21 protein-coding genes are annotated in these 21,303 nt (G+C 61.9%); 3 read left to right on the top strand and 18 right to left on the bottom strand.

The window, feature by feature from the left end:
• Positions 1-70: 70 nt before the first annotated feature.
• A complete protein-coding gene (gene fnr / locus RGV59_RS28245; protein ID WP_017845249.1) occupies positions 71-805 on the bottom strand; it encodes a fumarate/nitrate reduction transcriptional regulator Fnr in 735 nt (244 codons plus the stop codon).
• A gap of 155 nt (positions 806-960) precedes the next feature.
• On the opposite strand from fnr, the gene RGV59_RS28240 reads away from it, so the two are divergent.
• On the top strand, positions 961-1,458 hold the full coding sequence (locus RGV59_RS28240; RefSeq protein ID WP_126585489.1) for a hypothetical protein: 498 nt from the start codon (positions 961-963) through the stop codon (positions 1,456-1,458).
• Positions 1,459-1,463: 5 nt separating this feature from the next.
• Here RGV59_RS28240 and hemN read toward each other — a convergent pair whose 3' ends face one another.
• The 14 genes from hemN to ccoN (RGV59_RS28170) form a co-directional block, all read right to left on the bottom strand.
• On the bottom strand, positions 1,464-2,846 hold the full coding sequence (hemN, locus tag RGV59_RS28235) for an oxygen-independent coproporphyrinogen III oxidase (protein WP_017845251.1): 1,383 nt from the start codon (positions 2,844-2,846) through the stop codon (positions 1,464-1,466).
• Positions 2,847-2,949: 103 nt separating this feature from the next.
• The gene (locus RGV59_RS28230; RefSeq protein ID WP_017845252.1) at positions 2,950-3,633 is read right to left on the bottom strand and encodes a sulfite exporter TauE/SafE family protein; all 684 of its coding nucleotides are present in this window, start codon (positions 3,631-3,633) and stop codon (positions 2,950-2,952) included.
• Positions 3,626-3,844 carry a cbb3-type cytochrome oxidase assembly protein CcoS gene (gene ccoS, locus RGV59_RS28225; protein ID WP_057003824.1) on the bottom strand — a complete coding sequence of 73 codons (219 nt, stop codon included), beginning with the start codon at positions 3,842-3,844 and terminating at the stop codon, positions 3,626-3,628. Before ccoS ends, RGV59_RS28230 begins: the two co-directional genes overlap by 8 nt.
• A gap of 22 nt (positions 3,845-3,866) precedes the next feature.
• Entirely contained in the window at positions 3,867-6,317 is a 2,451-nt protein-coding gene (locus RGV59_RS28220; RefSeq protein ID WP_046382457.1) for a heavy metal translocating P-type ATPase, read from the bottom strand.
• A gap of 115 nt (positions 6,318-6,432) precedes the next feature.
• On the bottom strand, positions 6,433-6,972 hold the full coding sequence (locus tag RGV59_RS28215) for a FixH family protein (RefSeq protein ID WP_017845255.1): 540 nt from the start codon (positions 6,970-6,972) through the stop codon (positions 6,433-6,435).
• A 15-nt stretch (positions 6,973-6,987) separates the two neighbouring features.
• Entirely contained in the window at positions 6,988-8,403 is a 1,416-nt protein-coding gene (gene ccoG / locus RGV59_RS28210) for a cytochrome c oxidase accessory protein CcoG (RefSeq protein WP_017845256.1), read from the bottom strand.
• A gap of 343 nt (positions 8,404-8,746) precedes the next feature.
• Positions 8,747-9,724 (bottom strand): cytochrome-c oxidase, cbb3-type subunit III, encoded by a 978-nt coding sequence (ccoP, locus tag RGV59_RS28205; RefSeq protein WP_017845257.1) that lies wholly within the window; start codon positions 9,722-9,724, stop codon positions 8,747-8,749.
• A complete protein-coding gene (locus RGV59_RS28200) occupies positions 9,721-9,906 on the bottom strand; it encodes a CcoQ/FixQ family Cbb3-type cytochrome c oxidase assembly chaperone (RefSeq protein WP_016775513.1) in 186 nt (61 codons plus the stop codon). Before RGV59_RS28200 ends, ccoP (RGV59_RS28205) begins: the two co-directional genes overlap by 4 nt.
• A 6-nt stretch (positions 9,907-9,912) precedes the next feature.
• Positions 9,913-10,521: a cytochrome-c oxidase, cbb3-type subunit II gene (gene ccoO, locus RGV59_RS28195; RefSeq protein ID WP_017845258.1), complete on the bottom strand. Its 609-nt coding sequence runs from the start codon at positions 10,519-10,521 to the stop codon at positions 9,913-9,915.
• Positions 10,521-11,963 carry a cytochrome-c oxidase, cbb3-type subunit I gene (gene ccoN / locus RGV59_RS28190; protein WP_017845259.1) on the bottom strand — a complete coding sequence of 481 codons (1,443 nt, stop codon included), beginning with the start codon at positions 11,961-11,963 and terminating at the stop codon, positions 10,521-10,523. Before ccoN (RGV59_RS28190) ends, ccoO (RGV59_RS28195) begins: the two co-directional genes overlap by 1 nt.
• Before the next feature lie 483 nt (positions 11,964-12,446).
• Positions 12,447-13,394 (bottom strand): cytochrome-c oxidase, cbb3-type subunit III, encoded by a 948-nt coding sequence (gene ccoP / locus RGV59_RS28185; protein WP_017845260.1) that lies wholly within the window; start codon positions 13,392-13,394, stop codon positions 12,447-12,449.
• Positions 13,391-13,597, bottom strand: a complete 207-nt coding sequence (locus RGV59_RS28180; RefSeq protein ID WP_017845261.1) for a cbb3-type cytochrome oxidase subunit 3 — start codon at positions 13,595-13,597, stop codon at positions 13,391-13,393. The genes ccoP (RGV59_RS28185) and RGV59_RS28180 overlap by 4 nt, the downstream gene beginning before the upstream one ends.
• A gap of 3 nt (positions 13,598-13,600) precedes the next feature.
• Positions 13,601-14,209, bottom strand: coding sequence for a cytochrome-c oxidase, cbb3-type subunit II (ccoO, locus tag RGV59_RS28175; RefSeq protein ID WP_017845262.1), 609 nt, complete (start codon positions 14,207-14,209; stop codon positions 13,601-13,603).
• Positions 14,210-14,219: 10 nt separating this feature from the next.
• Positions 14,220-15,644, bottom strand: coding sequence for a cytochrome-c oxidase, cbb3-type subunit I (gene ccoN, locus RGV59_RS28170; protein WP_017845263.1), 1,425 nt, complete (start codon positions 15,642-15,644; stop codon positions 14,220-14,222).
• A 79-nt stretch (positions 15,645-15,723) separates the two neighbouring features.
• On the opposite strand from ccoN (RGV59_RS28170), the gene RGV59_RS28165 reads away from it, so the two are divergent.
• A complete protein-coding gene (locus RGV59_RS28165) occupies positions 15,724-16,416 on the top strand; it encodes an alpha/beta family hydrolase (RefSeq protein ID WP_046382458.1) in 693 nt (230 codons plus the stop codon).
• Positions 16,417-16,634: 218 nt separating this feature from the next.
• Here RGV59_RS28165 and RGV59_RS28160 read toward each other — a convergent pair whose 3' ends face one another.
• Positions 16,635-18,200 carry a methyl-accepting chemotaxis protein gene (locus RGV59_RS28160; RefSeq protein WP_079444491.1) on the bottom strand — a complete coding sequence of 522 codons (1,566 nt, stop codon included), beginning with the start codon at positions 18,198-18,200 and terminating at the stop codon, positions 16,635-16,637.
• A gap of 73 nt (positions 18,201-18,273) precedes the next feature.
• On the bottom strand, positions 18,274-19,065 hold the full coding sequence (locus RGV59_RS28155) for a CPBP family intramembrane glutamic endopeptidase (RefSeq protein ID WP_102617639.1): 792 nt from the start codon (positions 19,063-19,065) through the stop codon (positions 18,274-18,276).
• A 426-nt stretch (positions 19,066-19,491) separates the two neighbouring features.
• On the opposite strand from RGV59_RS28155, the gene RGV59_RS28150 reads away from it, so the two are divergent.
• A complete protein-coding gene (locus tag RGV59_RS28150) occupies positions 19,492-20,352 on the top strand; it encodes a DMT family transporter (RefSeq protein ID WP_046382460.1) in 861 nt (286 codons plus the stop codon).
• Between the two features lie 32 nt (positions 20,353-20,384).
• On the opposite strand, the gene RGV59_RS28145 is transcribed toward RGV59_RS28150, so the two are convergent.
• A complete protein-coding gene (locus RGV59_RS28145) occupies positions 20,385-21,281 on the bottom strand; it encodes a DMT family transporter (RefSeq protein WP_017845268.1) in 897 nt (298 codons plus the stop codon).
• Between the last annotated feature and the right edge of the window lie 22 nt (positions 21,282-21,303).

Below are 21,303 nucleotides of genomic sequence, written 5' to 3'. Positions count from 1 at the left end.
CCAGGGGCGGAAAACGGACTCGAAGTATACCTTGCGGCCTGGCCGATTGGCGCGGCCGCAAGTGTCTGGATCAGCCCTCCAGGGAGCCGCCCGCCAACGCACACAGCTGGATCGGGTCGAGGATGTGTACTTCCTTGCCTTCGGCGGCAAGCAGTTCGTTCTGCTGGAAACGGGTAAATACCCGGGACACGGTTTCCACCGCCAGGCCCAGGTAATTGCCGATTTCATTGCGCGACATGCTCAGGCGGAACTGGTTGGCCGAGAAACCACGGGCACGGAACCGCGCCGACAGGTTGACCAGGAAGGTGGCGATGCGCTCGTCGGCGGTTTTCTTCGACAACAGCAGCATCATTTGCTGGTCGTCCCGGATCTCGCGGCTCATGACACGCATCAGTTGGCGGCGCAGTTGCGGCAGTTGCAGGGCCAGTTCGTCCAGGCGTTCGAAAGGAATTTCGCACACCGATGTGGTCTCCAGTGCCTGAGCCGACACCGGATGAATCTCGGTGTCCATCCCCGACAGCCCGACCAGCTCGCTCGGCAGGTGGAAGCCGGTGATCTGCTCTTCGCCACTGTCGCTCAGGCTGAAGGTCTTCAATGCACCCGAACGTACTGCATAGACAGAATCGAACTTGTCGCCCTGGCGATATAGAAACTCGCCTTTTTTCAGTGGGCGTCCACGTTTAACGATTTCGTCCAGCGCATCCATGTCTTCCAGATTCAATGAAAGTGGTAAGCAGAGGGGGGCCAGGCTGCAATCCTTGCAATGGGCCTGGCTGTTAGCGCGCAGCTTAACGGGCTCGGACATTTCTTAAATCCTTGTGGGAAAACACACATAAGACATAAGGGTAACGCACTGTGGGTAGAAGAGGCCAGCATGGACGAAAAACCGATGCCGGGATAAAGATTATTGTATCGATGCCGATACAAGTCAGTGTCCCTTAGAGCCTGGAGGCTCACATCATGCTTTCCATCGGTGAAAACTCTGCTGCCAAGCTGCCGGTTCCGGCGGTTCGCGAGCCCAAGGACCTGGTGGCGGAGGCTAAAGAAGCCAAGGCAGCCAAAGCACTTGAGGACGCCACGTCGGCGCCGCTGCGTCCGGCCAAGGCGGTCGAGGGCGTGACCGTGACTATTTCCGGAGCGGCATTGAAGGCTGCGGGTACCGCGAAGAAAGCCAACAGCGATATCGAAGAGAGTGGCTTGCCGGATAACATTCAGCAGACGCTGAAAATGATCCGTCAGATCAAGGAGCAGATCGCCAAGAAACAGGCCGAGCTGGCTGCAGTGATGGCGGACACGGGCCTGACGCCTGACCAGGCGCGGGTCAAGGCCAGCAACCTGCAAGCCTCACTCAGCGCACTGCAGGCGAGCCTGGTGACCGCGCAAGCCTCGCTGGCCAAAGCCATGAAAGGCCTGAGCAGCGAAGACGCCATGAAGGCGGCCTCCCTGGCGATGGCATAGAACCTTCAGATCACCCGCGAAAAGCGCTGCCGGTTCTGATGTTCCAGGTAGGCATCGAACACCATGCACACCGAGCGCACCAGCAGCCGCCCGGCCGGTAGAACGCGAATGCCTTGTGCGTCCAGTTCGATTAGGCCGTCGTCGGCCATCGTTTCGAGTTGCGGCCAGATCTCGTCGAAGTAGCCGCGAAAATCGATATTGAACGCCTGTTCGATCTGCTCGAATGTCAGGCTGAAATTACAGATCAATTGCTGAATCACTTCCCGCCGCAACCGATCGTCCGTGGTGCAGACCAGGCCGCGGTTGGTCGCCAGTTGTGCGTCGGCCAGGGCGTTCTGGTAGCTATTGAGGTCGCTGGTGTTCTGGCAATACAGATCGCCGATCTGGCTGATGGCCGACACCCCGAGCCCGATCAGGTCGCAATGGCCGTGGGTGGTGTAGCCCTGGAAGTTGCGTTGCAGGGTGCCTTCTTCCTGGGCAATGGCCAATTCGTCGTCCGGTAGCGCGAAGTGGTCCATGCCGATGTAGCGGTAGCCGGCGTCGGTCAACTGTTCGATGGTGGTTTGCAGCATCTGCAGTTTTGCCGCCGGGGACGGCAGGTCATCGGCGTTGATCCGCCGCTGAGGCATGAAGCGTTCCGGCAAGTGCGCGTAGTTGAACACCGACAGGCGATCCGGTTGCAGCTTGATCACTTCTTCCACGGTGCGTGCGAAGTTGATCGGGGTTTGCTTGGGCAGGCCGTAGATCAGGTCGATATTGATCGAGCGGTACTGCAAGGTGCGCGCGGCATCAATCACGGCGCGGGTTTCTTCCAGGCTTTGCAGGCGATTGACCGCCCGTTGCACTTCCGGGTCGAGGTCTTGCAGGCCGATACTGACGCGGTTGAAGCCCAGCTCGCGCAGCAGGCCCATGGTTGCCCAGTCGGCTTCGCGCGGGTCGATCTCGATGCTGTAGTCGCCGGAATCGTCATCGAGCAGGTTGAAATGCTTGCGCAGGCAGGCCATCACCTGGCGCAGTTCGTCATGGCTGAGAAAAGTCGGGGTGCCGCCGCCGAAATGCAGCTGCTCCACGGTCTGTTTCGGATCGAGGTGGCAGGCGATCAGTTGGATCTCTTGTTCCAGGCGCTGCAGGTAGGGCTGGGCGCGGCCGCGGTCCTTGGTGATGACTTTGTTGCAGGCGCAGTAGTAGCAGATGTTGGCGCAGAACGGCACGTGCACATACAGCGACAACGGGCGTGCAGCCTTGCGGCTGTCGCGCAGGGCGTGGAGCAGGTCGAAGGAGCCGACCTGGCTGTCGAATTGCACTGCGGTGGGGTAGGACGTGTAGCGTGGCCCCGCCAAATCGTAGCGATGAATCAGGTTGCTGTCCCAACGAATGGCGTCGAGCATGCGGGCGTTCCCCCGGATAGACTAGTCGGCCGAGTCTAGGGGCGTGGCGGATATGGCATCTTGATTTGCGTCAACGGGGAGCGGCGCTATGCCACATGGCCTTTTAGTGGCCCATTAGCCAGTGCTGATGGGGGCCGGGCAAGGTCCAGATACCGAACAGAATCACCAGCACGCCGCCGGCGGTACGCACACTGCGTTTGCGCAATAATGCCGTGACGCGTTCGGCGGCCAGCCCGGTCGCCAGCAGCACTGGCCAGGTACCCAGGCCGAACGCCAGCATCAGCACCGCACTGTCCAGCGCATTGCCTTGGCTGGCGGCCCACAGCAGGGTGCTGTAGACCAACCCGCACGGCAACCAGCCCCACAGCGCGCCCAACAGCAGGGCGCGGGGCAGGCTGGACACCGGCAGCAAACGGTTGGCAACCGGCTGGATGTGCCGCCACAGGCCGCGACCGAGGCTTTCGATGCGGGTGAGGCCGCTCCACCAGCCGGCCAGGTACAGGCCCATGCTGATCAGCAGCAGGCCGGCCAGCACGCGCATGAACATCGCCGCCGGGCTGTTGGCCACGGCCCAGCCGGCCAGGCCGAGCAGCAGGCCGGCGGTGGCGTAGCTGAGGATGCGCCCCAGGTTGTACGCGAGCAGCAGGCGGAACCTGCGGCTGCGTTGTTCCTTGGGGATCGCCAGCGTCAGCGCACCCATCAGGCCGCCGCACATGCCCAGGCAATGGCCGCCCCCCAGCAGGCCAAGGATCAGCGCGGAGACCAGCAGCGGCGCCAGATCAAGCATGGGGCGGATCTTTCGGGTCGGCCGGGGGCTCGGGGCTGTTGGCCTCGTCGACGGCGGCCAGGTGGTTTGGGTCCTGATCGTCGAACAGCACGCTGTGGGCCGGGCCGTCGAGGTCGTCGTACTGGCCGCTGTCCACCGCCCAGAAGAAGATGTAGATGGCGATGGCCACAATCAGCAGCGCCGCCGGAATCATCACGTATAAAGCTGGCATCTGCACTCCATGCCCGCGCGGCTCAAGCCGGCAACGGGCGGGTTACTGAGGGGGCGCTGGCGGTCGGCGCGCTCGGCAGGCGAGTCAGGCGCAGGGCGTTGAGCACCACGGTCAACGAACTGAGGGACATGCCGACCGCGGCCCAGATCGGCGTGATCCAGCCGAGCGCGGCAAACGGCAGCATAAGGCCATTGTACAGCCCGGCCCACAGCAGATTCTCCATGATCACCCGACGGGTGCGCCGCGCCAAGGTAAACGCTTGCACCAGGGCGTCGAGGCGGTTGGACAGCAGCACCGCGTCGGCGCTGGTTTTTGCCAGGTCGGTGGCCGAGCCCATGGCCACGCTGATATCGGCGGCGGCCAGCACCGGCACATCGTTCACCCCATCGCCGAGCATCAGCACTTTGCGCCCTTCTTTGTGCAGTTGTTGCAGCACTTGCAGCTTGTCATCGGGGCGCAGGCCGCCGTGGGCTTCGTCGATGCCCAGTTCTGCGGCGACGCTGGCGACCATCGGCGAACTGTCGCCCGACAGCAGCAGCGTGCGCCAACCGCGTGCCTTGCAGGCTGCCAGCAGGGCCGGGGCGTCGCTGCGCAGGCGGTCATCCAGGACGAACCAGGCGAGGGCGCCGTCGCGGTCGCCCAACAGCAGCCATTGCCCGGCTTCATCCGGCGCGGCGGGGATCGGGCAGCCGCTGAGTTCACACACATAGCCCGGTTGGCCGATGCGCAGTTGACGTTCGCCCACCCAGCCTTCCAGGCCGAGGCCGGGGGAACTGAGCACTTCGTCGGCGGCCAGGGGCGCGCGCCCGAAGGCACGGGCGATCGGGTGTTCTGAGCGATTTTCCAGGGCGGCGGCGAGGCCCAGGCACTGGTCGCTGTTCAACGCTCCCAGGGGGCGGATCGCACGCAGCGCCAGGCGCCCTTCGGTGAGGGTGCCGGTCTTGTCGAAAATCACCGTGTCGATCTGGTTCAGGCCTTCCAGCACATGGCCGCGGGTCAGCAGCAGGCCGAGTTTGTGCAGGGTGCCGGTGGCGGCCGTCAGGGCGGTCGGCGTGGCCAGCGACAGCGCGCACGGGCAGGTCGCCACCAGCATTGCCAGGACGATCCAGAACGCCCGCGACGCGTCCAACTGCCACCACAACAGGCCGATCAGTACGGCGGCGACCAGCGAGCCGAGCAGGAACCACTGTGCGGCGCGATCGGCGATTTGCGCCAGGTGCGGTTTCTCGGCCTGGGCCCGCTCCAGCAGGCGCACGATGGCGGACAGGCGCGTGTCATGGCCCAGGGCGCGCACTTCGACGGTCAGCGCGCCCTCGACGTTGAGGGTGCCGGCCGTTACCGCATCGCCGACTTGACGCGGTTGCGGTAGGTATTCGCCGGTGAGCAGGGATTCGTCGATGCTCGACTGGCCGTCGAGAATCACCCCGTCCGCCGGCAGCACGGCGCCGGGATGAACCAGCACGCGGTCGCCCAGGGCCAGCTCGGGGAGCAGGATGCGTTCGCTCTGGCCTTCAGCGTTCAAACGCAGGCATGAGGCAGGCAGCAGGTTGACCAACTGCGCGGTAGCGGCGGCCGTGCGTTCGCGGGCCCGCCGCTCCAGGTAGCGGCCGGCCAGCAGGAACAGCGCGAACATGCCCACCGCATCGAAATACAGTTCACCGACGCCGGTGATCGCGGTCCAGATGCCGGCCAGGTAAGCCCCGCCAATGGCCAGGGATACCGACACGTCCATGGTCAGGTGGCGGGTGCGCAGGTCGCGCATGGCGCCCTTGAAAAACGGCGCACAGCTGTAGAACACGATGGGCGTGGTCAGAAACATCGCGACCCAGCGCAGGATGACGTGCAGTTCGGCGCTGAGGTCGATATTGAATTCCGGCCAGGTGGCCATGGTCGCCATCATCGCCTGGAACCACAGCAACCCGGCAACGCCGAGTTGGCGCAAGGCCAGACGGTTTTCGCCGGCCAATTGCTCGGCGGCGCGATCTGCCTGATAGGGGTGGGCGGCGTAACCGATATGGCGCAGCTCACTGAGCAGTTGGCTCAGCGGCAGTTGCCCGTCGGCCCAGCGTACCTGCAGGCGATGGTTGGACAGGTTCAGGCGCGCCTCGGCCACGGCGGGCAGGCTGCGCAGGTGTTTTTCGATCAGCCAGCCGCAGGCTGCGCAACTGATGCCTTCCATCAACAGCGTGGCTTCGGCCAGTTCGCCATCATGGCGCACGAAGGGTTTTTGCACATCAGCGCGGTCGTACAGCGCCAGTTCGTCGACCAATTGCACCGGCAGTGCCTCGGGGTTGGCCGAGGCTTCGCTGCGGTGCTGGTAATAGCTTTCCAACCCGCCCGCCACGATCGCTTCGGCCACGGCCTGGCAGCCCGGGCAGCAGAGTTCGCGGCGTTCGCCGAGGATCACGGCGGTGAAGCGGCTACCGGGTGGAACGGGCAGGGCGCAGTGGTAGCAGGGGGTTGGGGTGGTCATGGCGTTAGATCTTTGGTGGCGGGTAGGGCCTCATCGCGGGCAAGCCCGCTCCCACAGTGGATCGCGGTGTCCATGTGGGAGCGGGCTTGCCCGCGATGCGTGAAGCGCAGCCTGTTTACTTCTTCAGGTCTTCAGCACCCTGCAGCGGTTCATCCCCGAGCAGCAAGTCCTTGTCGTGGTTGACCTGTTCTTCTTCGAACAAGCGCCAGGTCCTGTCGCCTTCCACGCCGAGCAGTTCGACGAAGCGCCGACCTTCGACCTTGTCGGTGACCTGGCCGATGTAGCGACCGGGTTCGCTGTCGCTGCGGGCCAGGTTGATCTTGCGGTCCTTCTCGGGCTGAGTCGGCGAAATCAGGTTCAGTTCCAGGGTGCTCGGGTTGCTGTAGCCGGTGAGGTGCAGTTCGACTTCACCGGTCAGCTCATCCAGATGCACCTTGGCGCGCAGTTGCAGGGTCTGGGCCAGGCGTTCGCGGTCCAGGGAGCGGTTGATGCCTTTGCCGGCCTCGTAGTAGTTGTCGTTGACCAGGTTGTCCGGGTTGTTCACTGCAATGGTCACCATGGACAAGGTCAAGGTCACCGAGCAAGCCAGGATACCAATGATGATCCAGGGCCAGAGGTGCTTGTACCAGGGGCTTGCGGCAGTGGCTACGGGCATTGTTCAGCTCTCTCGTTAACGAACTTGTGGGCCGATGAATCGGCTCTTGGCTTCAATGTGGACGCTGGCGTCATCGGCATCCTTGAGGATGAATTTCACCTCGTTGGTGCTCGACGGCAATTGCTCCGGCGCACTCGACAGTTCGACCGGCATGCTGACGATGTCGCCGGCAGCCACCTTGATTTCGCGGCGGCCTTGCAGCTTGAGGTCCGGCAGCCCGGCAGCATCAAGCACATACGTGTGGTCGCGCTGGTCTTTGTTCATGATCTTCAGGCTGTAGACGTTCTCGATCCGTCCTTCAGCGTTTTCGCGGTACAGCACACGGTCTTTGCTGACGTCGAAACCCACCAGCGGACGCATGAAAAATGCCGTGGCCAACAGGCTCATCATCGCCAGCAATACCAGCGCATAGCCGATCAGGCGCGGACGCAGCTTGTGGGTTTTCTGCCCCGACAGGTTGTGCTCGGTGGTGTAGCTGATCAGGCCGCGCGGGTAATCCATCTTGTCCATGATGTTGTCGCAGGCGTCGATACACGCGGCGCAGCCGATGCATTCGATCTGCAGGCCATCGCGGATGTCGATGCCGGTCGGGCACACCTGCACGCACATTGTGCAATCGATGCAATCGCCGAGGCCCTGGGCCTTGTAGTCGGCGCCTTTTTTACGCGGGCCACGCACTTCGCCACGACGTGGGTCGTAGGAGACGATCAGGGTGTCTTTGTCGAACATCACGCTTTGGAAGCGCGCATAGGGGCACATGTAGATGCACACCTGTTCGCGCAGCCAGCCGGCGTTGCCGTAGGTGGCGAGCGTGAAGAAACCGACCCAGAAATACGACCAGCCATCGGCCTGGCCGGTGAAGAAGTCGAACACCAGTTCGCGGATCGGCGAGAAATAACCGACGAAGGTCATGCCGGTGACAAAACCGATCAGCAGCCACAGCGTGTGTTTGCTGAACTTGCGCAGGAACTTGTTGGCGCCCATCGGCGCCTTGTCCAGCTTGATGCGCTGGTTACGGTCGCCTTCGGTGACTTTTTCGCACCACATGAAGATCCACGTCCACACGCTTTGCGGGCAGGTATACCCGCACCAGATGCGCCCGGCGTACACCGTGATGAAGAACAGGCCGAAGGCCGCGACGATCAGGATGCCCGAGAGGAGGATGAAGTCCTGGGGCCAGAAGGTCGCACCGAAAATGAAGAACTTACGTTCCGGCAGGTCCCACCACACGGCCTGGTGGCCACCCCAGTTCAGCCACACCGTGCCGAAGTAGAGCAGGAACAGACCGGCGCCGCCAAGCATGCGCAGGTTGCGGAACAGGCCCGTGAAGGCGCGGGTGTAGATTTTCTCTCGCGACGCGTAGAGGTCGACACCGTTGTTGGAGTTTTTGGCAGGTGGAGTAACGTCTTGTACCGGTATTTGCTTGCTCATCATTGCATCCCACGGCGGTGGAGATTTGCCTCGGCCAGTACGTGCCGGTCGGGGTCAAATGAAGGGTCTTGCAGTGGCGTAATGATACGCCCCCGATGACGCGCAAAGGGTGCGACCTTTGGTCGCGTTGGGGGAAATCAATTGATGGTGTAGGTGACGTGGATCAATTGACTTGTGAAGTATGGACGGTTTTTGCGCGTGGAGCGGTCATTCGTCCCATGGGTTAACCCATGAACCAGAGCAGTAGCGGCGATCAACGCATCGATTTCATTGGCCCGTATAGCTGCCAGAAAAAAGCCCCGCCAGTTTGTACTGTACGGGGCTTTTGTGTTTCTGATGAAGCTTACTGCTCTTGAGCCTTCTTATCCCCATGGGACAAGCTGTAAACATATGCGGCCAGCAAATGCACCTTGTCGTTACCTTGCAGTAGTTCCTGTGCAGGCATCTGGCCCTGGCGGCCGTAGCGGATGGTCTGCTGCAGTTGGGCGAAGCTTGAACCGTAGATGAACGCGCCCGGGTGAGTCAGGTCGGGTGCGCCCATGGCGGGCGTGCCTTTACCGGCCGGGCCGTGGCAGGCCACGCAGTTGGCGGCGAAGAGTTTCCCGCCGTTGGCCACATCGGCCTTGGCGCCTTCCGGCAGTTTGCGGCCGTCGAGGTTGGTCACCACGAAGCCCGCCACGTCGGCCACGCCTTGCTCGCCGATGACTTCGGCCCAGGCCGGCATCACCGCGTGGCGGCCTTTCATGATGGTTTCCTTGATGGTCGCGGGCTCGCCGCCCCAGCGCCAGTCGGCGTCGGTCAGGTTAGGGAAGCCGTAGGCTCCCTTGGCGTCCGAACCGTGGCATACCGAGCAGTTGGAGGCAAACAGACGGCCGCCCATCTTCAGGGCCTGCGGGTCTTTGGCAACCTCTTCAATCGGCATCGCGGCGAATTTGGCGAAGATCGGCCCGAACTTGGCGTCCGACCTGGCCATTTCCTTTTCCCACTCATGCACGCCGGTCCAGCCGGTCTGGCCGTTGGCGAAGGCGGTCTGCTTGTCGTTGTCGAGGTAGTTGTAGCCCGGCAGCAGGCCTTTCCAATTGCCCAGGCCGGGGTACAGCACCAGGTAGCCGAGGGCGAAGACGATGGTGCCGACGAACAGCATGAACCACCATTTCGGCAGTGGGTTGTCGTACTCCTCGATACCGTCGAACGAGTGGCCGACAGTCTCGTCCGTTTGCTCGGCGCGCTGGCCCTTGCGGGTCGACAGCAGCAGCCAGGTCAGGGCGAAAATGGTACCCAGACTGAGGACTGTGACGTACAGACTCCAGAACGTAGTCATTCTTTGTTACTCCTAGAAGCTTGCTCGACGTGCTTGATGGCTTCGGGGTCATCCGCAAAGGGCAGCATGGTTGCGTCGTCAAACTCCGACTTGCGCTTGGGGCTGAACACCCACAGCGCCAGGCCGATAAAGGCCACCATCACGACAACGGTGCCCAGGCCACGAATCATCCCGATATCCATGAAGAATCACCGTTTGCTTTTGATGATGGTGCCAAGGCCTTGCAGGTAGGCCACCAATGCGTCCATTTCGGTCTTGCCCTTCACGGCTGCGGCTGCACCGGCGATGTCTTCGTCGGTGTAGGGCACGCCCAGGGTGCGCAAGACTTCCATCTTCTTCGCGGTGTCCTTGCCGTCGAGCTTGTTTTCCACGAGGAACGGGTACGCCGGCATTTTCGACTCAGGCACAACGTTGCGCGGGTTGTACAAGTGCGCGCGTTGCCAGTCATCGGAGTAGCGTCCGCCGACACGGGCCAGGTCCGGCCCGGTGCGCTTGGAACCCCACAGGAACGGGTGGTCCCACACGCTTTCACCGGCCACGGAGTAGTGGCCATAACGTTCGGTTTCGGCGCGGAACGGACGGATCATCTGCGAGTGGCAGCCGACACAGCCGTTGGCGATGTAGATGTCGCGGCCTTCCAGTTCAAGGGCGGTACGCGGTTTCATGCCTTCGACCGGCTTGTTGGTCACGTCCTGGAAGAACAGCGGAACGATCTGGGTCAGGCCGCCGATACTCACGGCGATGACCATGAAGAAGGCCAGCAGGCCGATATTCTTCTCGACTACTTCGTGCTTCATCAGTGGGCTCCCACAACGGCGATCTTGGCGGCGGCTTCGGCTTCTGCAGGGTCGGAGGCACGCACGGTGCGCCAGACGTTGTAGGCCATGAACAGCATGCCGGAGGCAAAGAACGCGCCGCCCAGGGCACGGACGATGTAGCCCGGGTGGCTGGCTTGCAGCGCTTCGACGAAGGAGTAGGTGAGGGTGCCGTCATCGTTGATCGCACGCCACATCAGGCCTTGGGTAATGCCGTTGACCCACATCGAGGCGATGTAGAGCACGGTGCCGATGGTGGCCAGCCAGAAGTGCGTATTGATCAACCCGACGCTGTGCATCTGCGCACGCCCGAAGATTTTCGGGATCATGTGGTACAGCGCGCCGATGGAGATCATCGCTACCCAGCCGAGCGCGCCGGCGTGTACGTGGCCGATGGTCCAGTCGGTGTAGTGCGACAGCGAGTTGACGGTCTTGATCGCCATCATCGGCCCTTCGAAGGTCGACATGCCGTAGAACGCCAGCGAAACCACCAGGAAGCGCAGGATCGGGTCGGTGCGCAGCTTATGCCAGGCGCCCGAGAGGGTCATCATGCCGTTGATCATGCCGCCCCAGCTTGGCGCCAGCAGGATGATCGACATCGCCATGCCCAACGACTGTGCCCAATCCGGCAGTGCGGTGTAGTGCAGGTGGTGCGGACCGGCCCAGATGTACAGGGTGATCAGCGCCCAGAAGTGGACGATGGACAGACGGTAAGAGTAGATGGGACGTTCGGCCTGTTTCGGCACGAAGTAATACATCATCCCCAGGAAACCGGTGGTGAGGAAGAACCCCACGGCGTTGTGGCCGTACCACCACTGGATCATCGCATCCGTCGCTCCGGCGTAGGCCGAATAGGACTTGAACAGGGTGACCGGCAACGACGCATGGTTGACGATGTGCAGCATCGCCGTCACCAGGATGAAGGCACCGTAGAACCAGTTACCCACATAGATGTGCTTGGTCTTGCGCTTGGCGATGGTGCCGAAGAACACCACCGCGTAGATCACCCAGACAATCGCGAGCAAAATGGCGATGGGCCATTCCAGCTCGGCGTATTCCTTGGTGGTGGTGTAGCCCAGCGGCAACGAGATGCCGGCCCCGACGATCACGGCTTGCCATCCCCAGAAGGTGAAGGCGGCGAGGCCGTCGGAAATCAGTCGCGTCTGGCAGGTTCGCTGCACGACATAGTAGGAGGTGGCAAATAATGCACATCCGCCGAAGGCGAAAATCACCAGGTTAGTGTGCAGCGGGCGTAGGCGGCCGAAGGTCGTCCATGGCAAGCCGAAATTCAATTCCGGCCAGACCAGTTGCGAGGCGATGAAGACCCCGAGCCCCATGCCAAGGATCCCCCAGACCACCGTCATGATGGCGAACTGGCGGACTACCTTATAGTTATAAGCAGTCGGACTGATTGCTGTGCTCATTCTAAGGTTCCACGGTTTAGGTTTTTTTATAGGTAAAAATCGGTCGCAAGTATGTAGAAACCGAGGTGCCATTGCAACGCAAGGGTGACCTGTGTCAATGCGTGCCACGCCAGATTCTGCGCCCTTTCCATGTTTGATGTAAGGACAAAATCCGAAATCAAAAACTGATCGATCGGACAGGAATTTTTGCGTGACGCGTCGACGGGTGACTCGCTGTGTGTCGACACGCTGCTGAAGCGATGAACGGTCAGTGGCACGACAGCCGGTCGCTGCCAGCCTTTGCGCCTGTCATCCCTGCAGAAGTGTGCAACCCAGCGCGTGCAAGTCGACCGTCGACCGGTCTGTACCGATCCGCTGTGCAGACAAGCGTAGACCCGAATGGCAGGAGGGGAAAGCAGTGCTTTGGAAGGGTGCGACACTTGGTCGCGTAGGAGGGTTGAGCTACCGCCCCCGGATCAGGGGCGGCAGTTCAGGGGTGGAGCGTTACTCTGCCTGGCGTTGCGGCGTTGCGCCGTCAGCGTTGTGGGAGAGGCTGTAAACATAAGCGGCGAGCAGGTGAACCTTGTCATTGCCTTGCAGCACTTCCTGCGCCGGCATCTGGCCTTGGCGGCCGTGGCGAATGGTTTGCTGCAATTGCGCCAGGCTGGTGCCGTAGATAAAGCCGCTTGGCGCGGTCAGGTTCGGCGCGCCCATGGCTTCGACACCGTGGCCTTGCGGACCGTGGCAGGCCACGCAGGTGGTGTTGAACGTGGCTTGGCCGGCGACCAGGTCGGCGCCGCTGTCGGCTGGCAGTGGCAGCTTGGCCAGGTCGTGACGCACATAGGCGGCGACGTTTTTCACACCGTCTTCGCCCAGCACTTCGCCCCAGGCCGGCATCGCCGCGTGGCGACCGCCCATGATGGTGGTCTTGATCGCCTCGGCGGAACCGCCCCAGCGCCAGTTATTGTCCGCCAGGTTCGGGAAGCCATACGCGCCCTTGGCATCCGAGCCGTGGCACACCGCGCAGTTGGAGGCGAACAGGCGCCCGCCCATTTTCAGCGCTTGCGGGTCTTTGGCGACTTCTTCCACCGGCATGGCCGAGAATTTGGCGAAGATCGGCCCGAACTTGGCGTCGGCCTTGGCCATTTCCTTGTCCCATTCCTTGGTCGAGGTCCAGCCACCTTCATAGCCCGGCAGGACGCCTTTCCAGTTGCCCAGGCCCGGGTAGAGGATCAAGTAGCCGACGGCGAACAGCAGGGTGCCGGCGAACAGCATGAACCACCACTGAGGCAGCGGGTTGTCGTATTCCTCAATGCCGTCGAAGGCGTGGCCCATGGTCTGGTCGACACTGCCCTTGGTCTCGCCCTTGCGGGTGCCGAACAGCAGCCAGGTCAGGCCGATCAGGCTGCCGATGGTCAGTACGCAGATCCATGTACTCCAGAAGGTAGTCATGGCCGATTGCTCCTTGTTGCAGGCGCTTCTTGAGCGTCGGATGGGGTGGCGGTGGGTTCGTCGGCAAACGGCAGCAGGCGTGCCTGCTCGAATTCCGCATTGCGTCGGTTGTTGAATACCCACAGCGAGAGGCCGATAAAGGCGATGGCGACGACTAGCGTGCCGAGGCCGCGGATGGTGCCCGCATCGAATTCAAATCCCATGGCTCACCTCTTGCTCTTGATGGCGGTGCCGAGGACTTGCAGGTACGAAACCAGCGCGTCGATCTCGGTCTTGCCCTTGAGGCTGGCCACTGCGCCGTTGATGTCGTCGTCGGTGTAGGGCACGCCGAGGGTACGCATCACTTTGAGCTTGGCTTCGGTGTGGCTGCTGTCGAGCGGTGCCGTCACCAGCCATGGGTAGGCCGGCATTTTCGACTCAGGCACTACGTTGCGCGGGTTGTACAAGTGCGCGCGGTGCCAGTCGTCCGAGTAGCGTGCGCCGACGCGCGCCAGGTCTGGCCCGGTACGCTTGGAGCCCCACAGGAACGGGTGATCCCAGACGCTTTCGCCCGCAACCGAGTAGTGCCCGTAGCGCTCGGTCTCGGCACGGAACGGACGGATCATCTGCGAGTGGCACTGTACGCAACCTTCGCGGATGTAGATGTCGCGGCCTTCCAGTTGCAGCGCGGTGTAGGGCTTCATGCCTTCCACCGGTTTGTTGGTCACGTCCTGGAAGAACAGCGGGACGATCTGGGTCAGGCCGCCGATGCTCACGGCAAGCACCATCAGCAGCATCAGCAGGCCGACGTTCTTTTCAATCGTTTCGTGTTTCATCACTGACTCCTCAGGCCGTCTGCGCGGCAGGGGTGGCTTCGACAGGTTGTGCCGAGCGCACGGTGCGCCATGTGTTGTAAGCCATCAGCAACATGCCGCTGAGGAACACCGCACCGCCCACCAGTCGCACGACGAAGCCAGGGTGGCTGGCCACCAGGGTTTCGACGAAGGAGTAGGTCAAGGTGCCGTCTTCGTTGATCGCACGCCACATCAGGCCCTGGGCGATGCCGTTGACCCACATCGAGGCGATGTAGAGCACGGTGCCGATGGTGGCCAGCCAGAAGTGCGCGTTGATCAGGCCGACGCTGTACATCTGCTCGCGGCCGAAGACTTTCGGGATCATGTGATACAGCGCGCCGATGGAGATCATCGCCACCCAGCCGAGCGCGCCGGCGTGTACGTGGCCGATGGTCCAGTCGGTGTAGTGCGACAGCGAGTTGACGGTCTTGATGGCCATCATCGGCCCTTCGAACGTCGACATACCGTAGAACGCCAGCGAGACGACCAGGAAGCGCAGGATCGGGTCGCTGCGCAGCTTATGCCAGGCGCCCGAGAGGGTCATCATGCCGTTGATCATGCCGCCCCAGCTTGGTGCCAGCAGCACCAGGGACATCACCATGCCCAACGACTGTGCCCAGTCCGGCAACGCGGTGTAGTGCAGGTGGTGCGGACCGGCCCAGATGTACAGGGTGATCAGCGCCCAGAAGTGGACGATGGACAAGCGATAGGAATACACCGGACGTTCGGCTTGCTTGGGTACGAAGTAGTACATCATCCCGAGGAAGCCGGCAGTCAGGAAGAAACCCACTGCGTTATGCCCATACCACCACTGCACCATGGCATCCGTCGCACCGCCGTACAGCGAGTAGGACTTGGTCAGGCTGACCGGGATTTCCAGGTTGTTGACGATATGCAGGATTGCCACGGTGATGATGAACGCACCGAAGAACCAGTTACCGACATAGATGTGCTTGGTATTGCGCTTGGCCACAGTGCCGAAGAACACAATGGCATAAGCCACCCAGACGATAGTGATCAGGATGTCGATCGGCCATTCCAGCTCGGCGTATTCCTTGGAACTGGTGTAACCCAGTGGCAAGGTGATCGCTGCCAGGACAATGACCAGTTGCCAGCCCCAAAAGCAGAACTGCGCGACTTTCGGCGCGAACAGCTGGGTTTGGCAGGTGCGCTGCACCGAGTAGAAGGAGCTGGCAAACAGCGCACAACCCCCGAAGGCGAAGATCACCGCGTTGGTGTGCAGCGGGCGCAAGCGGCCGAAGCTGGTCCAAGGCAAGTCGAAGTTGAGTGCAGGCCACACCAATTGAGCCGCGAGAAAAACCCCGAGCCCCATGCCGACGATGCCCCACACCACCGTCATAATCGCGAATTGGCGGACCACCTTGTAGTTATAGGCGGTACTTAAAGTAGTGTTCATGGTTCCCCATCCACGGTTCAACCCAAGCAGATGCGACACTTGGGCTGGAGTTATAGGCAGACTAAAAAGCGAGGTAAGCATGGGCAAAGAGCACAAGGCCAGTATTGACGGGGATCAATGGGCACGGTGTGTGCAGGAGCATGGCTGGCTGTGGGATATCGCCTCGGGTGCGTCAGCGCATACGCCTGTGACGCTGATCCTGGCCCACGGCGCCGGCGCACCGATGGACTCATCTTTCATGAACGACATGGCTGCGCGCCTTGCCAGGCATGGCGTCAATGTGGTGCGCTTTGAGTTTCCCTACATGGCCCAGCGCCGGTTGGACGGGGGCAAGCGCCCGCCCAACCCCGCGCCGAAACTGCTGGAAAGCTGGCGCGAGGTGTATGCCGAGGTGCGACGCCATGCCGCTGGGAAACTGGCCATCGGTGGCAAGTCCATGGGCGGGCGCATGGCCAGTTTGCTCGCCGATGAATTGGAGGCCGATGCCTTGGTGTGCCTGGGCTATCCGTTCTATGCGGTGGGCAAGCCGGAAAAGCCGCGAGTCGCGCATTTGGCCGGGTTGAACACGCCGACATTGATTGTGCAGGGCGAACGCGATGCCTTGGGTAATCGGGCCGCGGTGCAGGGGTATGACTTGTCACCGAGCATCGAGGTGCTGTGGCTGGCGGCGGGGGATCATGATTTGAAACCGTTGAAGGCTTCAGGGTTCAGCCATGAGCAGCATTTGGAGGCGGCGGCGGTGCAAGTGGCTCAGTTTATCGGCGCCTGTTAGGGCCCTATCGGGGGCAAGCCCCCTCCCACATGAGGTGTACGCGGTTAAATGTGGGAGGAAACAAGCCCTCTCCCACATTCGACTACATTCCAAGGTATGTACGCGGTTAAATGTGGGAAGGAACAAGCCCTCTCCCACATTCGACTGCATTCCAAGGCGTGTACGCGGTTAAATGTGGGAGGGGCGGTGCGACGATTCGACTTGCCCCCGATAGCGGTTTAACGGTTAAAACGCTCTACCAGCGAATACTGGGTATTGGCGGTAACAGTAAGCTCTTCACTCAACTGCGCCGAGTTCAATGCCTGTTCCGAGGTCTGGTCCGCCAACAGCGCGATGGTGCTGATATTGCGGCTGATCTCTTCGGCCACCGAGCTTTGCTCTTCCGTGGCGGCGGCGATCTGGGTGGTCATGTCGGTGATGTTGGCCACCGCTTCGCTGATGCCCACCAGTGCCTGGTCCGCTTCCATCACCCGCGCCACGCCTTCTTCGGCCTGGCGATGCCCGGCGTCCATGGTTTGTACGGCAGCGGCGGCGGTCTGCTGCAGCTTGGCGATCAGGGTGTGGATCTGCCCGGTCGATTCAGCGGTACGCTGCGCCAATTGGCGGACTTCATCGGCAACCACCGCAAAACCACGGCCCATCTCACCGGCACGCGCTGCTTCGATCGCGGCGTTCAAGGCCAGCAGGTTGGTCTGGTCGGCGATGCCTTTGATCACGTCGACCACGCCGCCGATTTCATCGCTGTCCTTGGCCAGTTGGGTGACCGTCACGCCGGTCTCGCCAACCGCGGCCGACAGCCGCTGAATCGCCTCGCGGGTTTCCCCGGCGATATCGCGGCCGCGCCCGGTCAGGCGATTGGCTTCCTGGGTGGCATCGGCCGTGCGCTGCACATGGCTGGCGACTTCCTGAGTGGTCGCCGCCATCTGGTTGACCGCGGTAGCCACTTGTTCGGTTTCCACACGCTGGCGTTCCAGGCCGCTGGAGCTATTGTGCGCCAGGGTGTTGGACTGCGCCGCCTGCTCGTTGAGGTGTTCGGCGGTGTCCTGCAAGCGCGTGAGACAGGTCTTCAGACGTGCCTCTTGGCTTAGGATCGACATTTCCAGTCGCGCCTGGGCGCCACGGCTGTCGGTATACATCTGCGCGATCAACGGGTCGGAGGTGGTCTGTTCGGCCAGGCGCAGCAGACGCTTGAGGCCGCGCTGTTGCCAGCTCAGGCCCAGCAGGCCCAGCGGCACCGACAACCCTGCCGCGAGGGCAAAGCCCCATTGAGAATTGAGCGATGCGCCAATCATGAAGCTCAACTGGCTGACCAGAATAAATGGCAGCCAGTCCTGCAGCACCGGCAGCCACTTGTCCCGCCGGGGAATGGCGGGCTTGCCCTGATTGATGCGGTGGTAGAGCGCTTCGGCCCGGCGGACCTGCTCGGCGGTGGGCTTGACGCGCACCGATTCATAGCCGATCACCTGGTTGCCGTCGAACACCGGCGTTACATAGGCGTTGACCCAGTAGTGATCGCCGGTTTTGCAGCGGTTCTTGACGATGCCCATCCATGGCAAGCCTTGCTTGAGCGTGGACCACATGTGTGCGAACACAGCCGCCGGAACGTCCGGGTGGCGTACCAGGTTATGCGGGGCACGTACCAGTTCGTCGCGGGAGAAACCACTGATTTCGACGAAAGCGTCGTTGCAATAAGTGATGACACCCTTGGCATCTGTGGTGGAGATCAACCGTTGCTGAGCGGGGAAGGTACGTTCGCGCTGGGTAACGGGTTGGTTATTACGCATGGTTATTCAATCCGCAAGGCTTTCAAGGGGTATCGGCGGTGGCGATCATTTATTTAACTTATTTTCGTAATAATCAGCCGGCGAGCATTGGATAGGAAAACAGTCCGAAATGCAGCAAATTCAGGCCGAAATGCGTGGCAATTGCCGCACCCAGGCCGCCAAAACGATAGGCAAGGCCATAACCGGCCCCGGCGATGCTGGCCAGCAGCACCCACTGCCAGCCCGCGCTCAGGTGCGCCAGGCCGAACAGCAGCGAGGCCAGCAGCAATGCGAGGTTTTCGCCGTAGGGCAAGTGTTTGAGGCGCTGGCTCAGGCCGCCCTGAATGTAGCCGCGAAACAGCGCTTCTTCCACCAGCGTCACCAGCAACAGGTTATTCAGCACCCACAGCCACGCCTGCTCCGGCCACTTCGGCGCCCAACTGATGATTCCCAGCAACGCCGCGCCGCCCAGGGCTGCGATGGCCGTCAGGGCCAGCGCCAGGGCTGTCACGCAGATCGACAGGCGCAATGAACGCCGCGCCACAATCCACGGGCAGGCCAGCAACAGCCAGAAACCGATCAGTGGTTTGTCCTGGTTGAGGTACATCGAGAAGGGCACGGCATCGGCGCTGAAACGCTGGGGGGCGATACCGCGCCCGTTGTAGAACCCCGGCAGCCAGTGCATCGCCAGGCCCAAGGCCAAGACGATGAACAACCCATGGCCGACGTAGCGCGCCCACGGGGTACGTTGTTGGCGTACCGCATACCCGGCGATCAACAACAGCGCCACGGAGATGGCCGCGAGCACACCCAGTTGGCCGTAGACCAACGCCAGTGCATAGCCGATGGACAGGAGGACGAGATACACCCAGGGCAATGCGCTCATGTGACATCCTTGGAAAAAACTGCTCGGTAGTATAGCGAGTGGGTTCCGGCGCCAAAATGAAAATGCCGTCACGCGAAAAGGGCGCTGTCGGAGCGATTGCAAAATATGTCGGCGGTTGATTATAGTCACCGCGTCTTCACCTCCTCAAAAGATCAGCCCATGCCTGCATTCCTGTGCATAGCGGTAGTCGATTCAGCGTCCAGCGCTGTGGTCGTGCCGTGCGGGAACCTGCAGCCTGCGCAGATCAGCCACTACCCCCCACCTGTCAGTAGCACGCCGGTGTACGCAGTCGTATCACCGCCGGGTGTTGGCATTTCGGGCTGATCAGCTGATTGCTGTTCCCCTATGCCCACCTGAAAAAAACCTACTGAGTTTCAGCCTTGCTTGGCTGAATCGGCTTTTTTTGCCTGATTACAGGTGGTAACCATGTCTGTTATGTCGAAACAATCCGTGGCCGCGGCGGCCTCGACGAGCCTGTTCGTATTGCTGTGGAGCAGCGGGGCGATTTTCTCCAAGTTGGGCCTGGCCCATGCGTCACCCTTCGCCTTTTTGCTGATCCGTTTTGCCATCGCCCTGGCGGGGCTGGTGATGCTGGTACCGATCCTCAAGCTGAAACTGCCACAACCCGGCAAGCCGCTGTGGTATGCGGCGGCGACGGGGCTGGTGTTGTTGGGGGCGTACCAGATTTTCTATCTGCTGGCCCTGGACCTCAACGTCACGCCGGGGATGATGGCGACCATCATGGGCGTGCAGCCGATCCTGACCGTGGTGCTGATGGAGCGCCAGCGTTCCTGGCGCCGGATGTTCGGCCTGGGCTTGGGGTTGGCCGGCTTGATCATGGTGGTGTACCAAGGCATCGGGTTGTCGCGGATGTCCCTGGCCGGGATGCTGTTCGGTTTGCTGGCCCTGGCAAGCATGACCTTCGGCTCGATCATGCAGAAGCGCATCACCGATAACCCGTTGGGCACGCTGCCCGTGCAATACCTGGCCGGGTTGGTGTTGTGCTCGGTGTTCGTGCCGTTCCAGCCGTTCCACTTTGAACACACCGCCAGTTTTTACCTGCCGGTGCTGTGGATGGGCCTGGTGGTGTCGCTGCTGGCGACGCTGTTGCTGTACCGCCTGATCGCCCGCGGCAACCTGGTCAATGTCACCAGCCTGTTCTACCTGGTGCCGGCGGTGACGGCGGTGATGGATTACCTGATCTTTGGCAATCGGCTCGCGTGGTTGAGCTTACTGGGGATGGGGTTGATCATCATTGGCCTGGTCTTTGTGTTCCGTAAACGCTAACCAGCGGACACGCTGTAGGGGCAGGCATGCTCCTACAGCGCTTTGGCCAATTTCCCTGGCCGCAACACCAACCACAGTGCCCCCGCGATCAATATCCCGCCATACAGATGCGCCATCGACAGCGGCTCATCCAGCAGCAACGCACCCCACAGCACCCCGAACGGCGGGATCAGGAAGGTGGTGGTCATCGATCGCACCGGGCCAATGGCTGTCAGCAGGCGAAAGTACAGGACGTAGGCAAACGCCGTACACATCAGCCCCAACCCGAGCAACGACAACCACACGTGCCAGCCGCCCCAGCTTGCCGGCGGATGAACGATGGCGCTGTAGGCAAACAGCGGCAGCAGGAACAAGGTCGCGCCGAGCATGCTGCCCAGGGCCGCGAGCCGACTGTCTAGCCCGCCGCGCTGATCCAGCCAGCGGCGCGCGAGAAACCCGGCAAAGCCGTAGCAAGTGGTGGCCAACAGGCAGGCCAACGCGCCCATCAACAATTCCAGGTCAAACGCCACCGGCCCGGCGCGGGTCAGCACGCCCACGCCAAACAGGCCCAGGCACACCCCGGCGACTTTCGATGGCGTCAGGCGTTCGCTGAAAAACAATCCGCCAATCAGCACGCCCATTAACGGCGTGGTGGCATTGAAGATCGCCGAGTAACCCGCCGGCAACACCTGGGCCGCCACGGAGTACAGGGTCGCGGGTATGCCGGAGTTGATCACGCCCAGCAGCAGGATGGTCTTGAACTTGCCTTGGAAGTCCCAGTTCACGCGCATCACCGCGAGCATCACCAGCAACCCGGCGGCGGCAATCGACACGCGGAAGAACGCGGTCGGCAGCGTGCCGATTTCCGGGGCGATAATACGCATGAACAGGAAACTCGCGCCCCAGATCGCGGCCAGCCCCAGCAGGTATAGGGTGTCGACAGGTCTCACGGAAAACTCCTACATCAATAAG

The organism is Pseudomonas sp. FG1, assembly GCF_034313875.1.
GTDB lineage: Bacteria > Pseudomonadota > Gammaproteobacteria > Pseudomonadales > Pseudomonadaceae > Aquipseudomonas > Aquipseudomonas veronii.
Note: the sequence above shows the minus strand (reverse complement) of the source record. Positions and strands in the feature narration are given on the sequence as shown.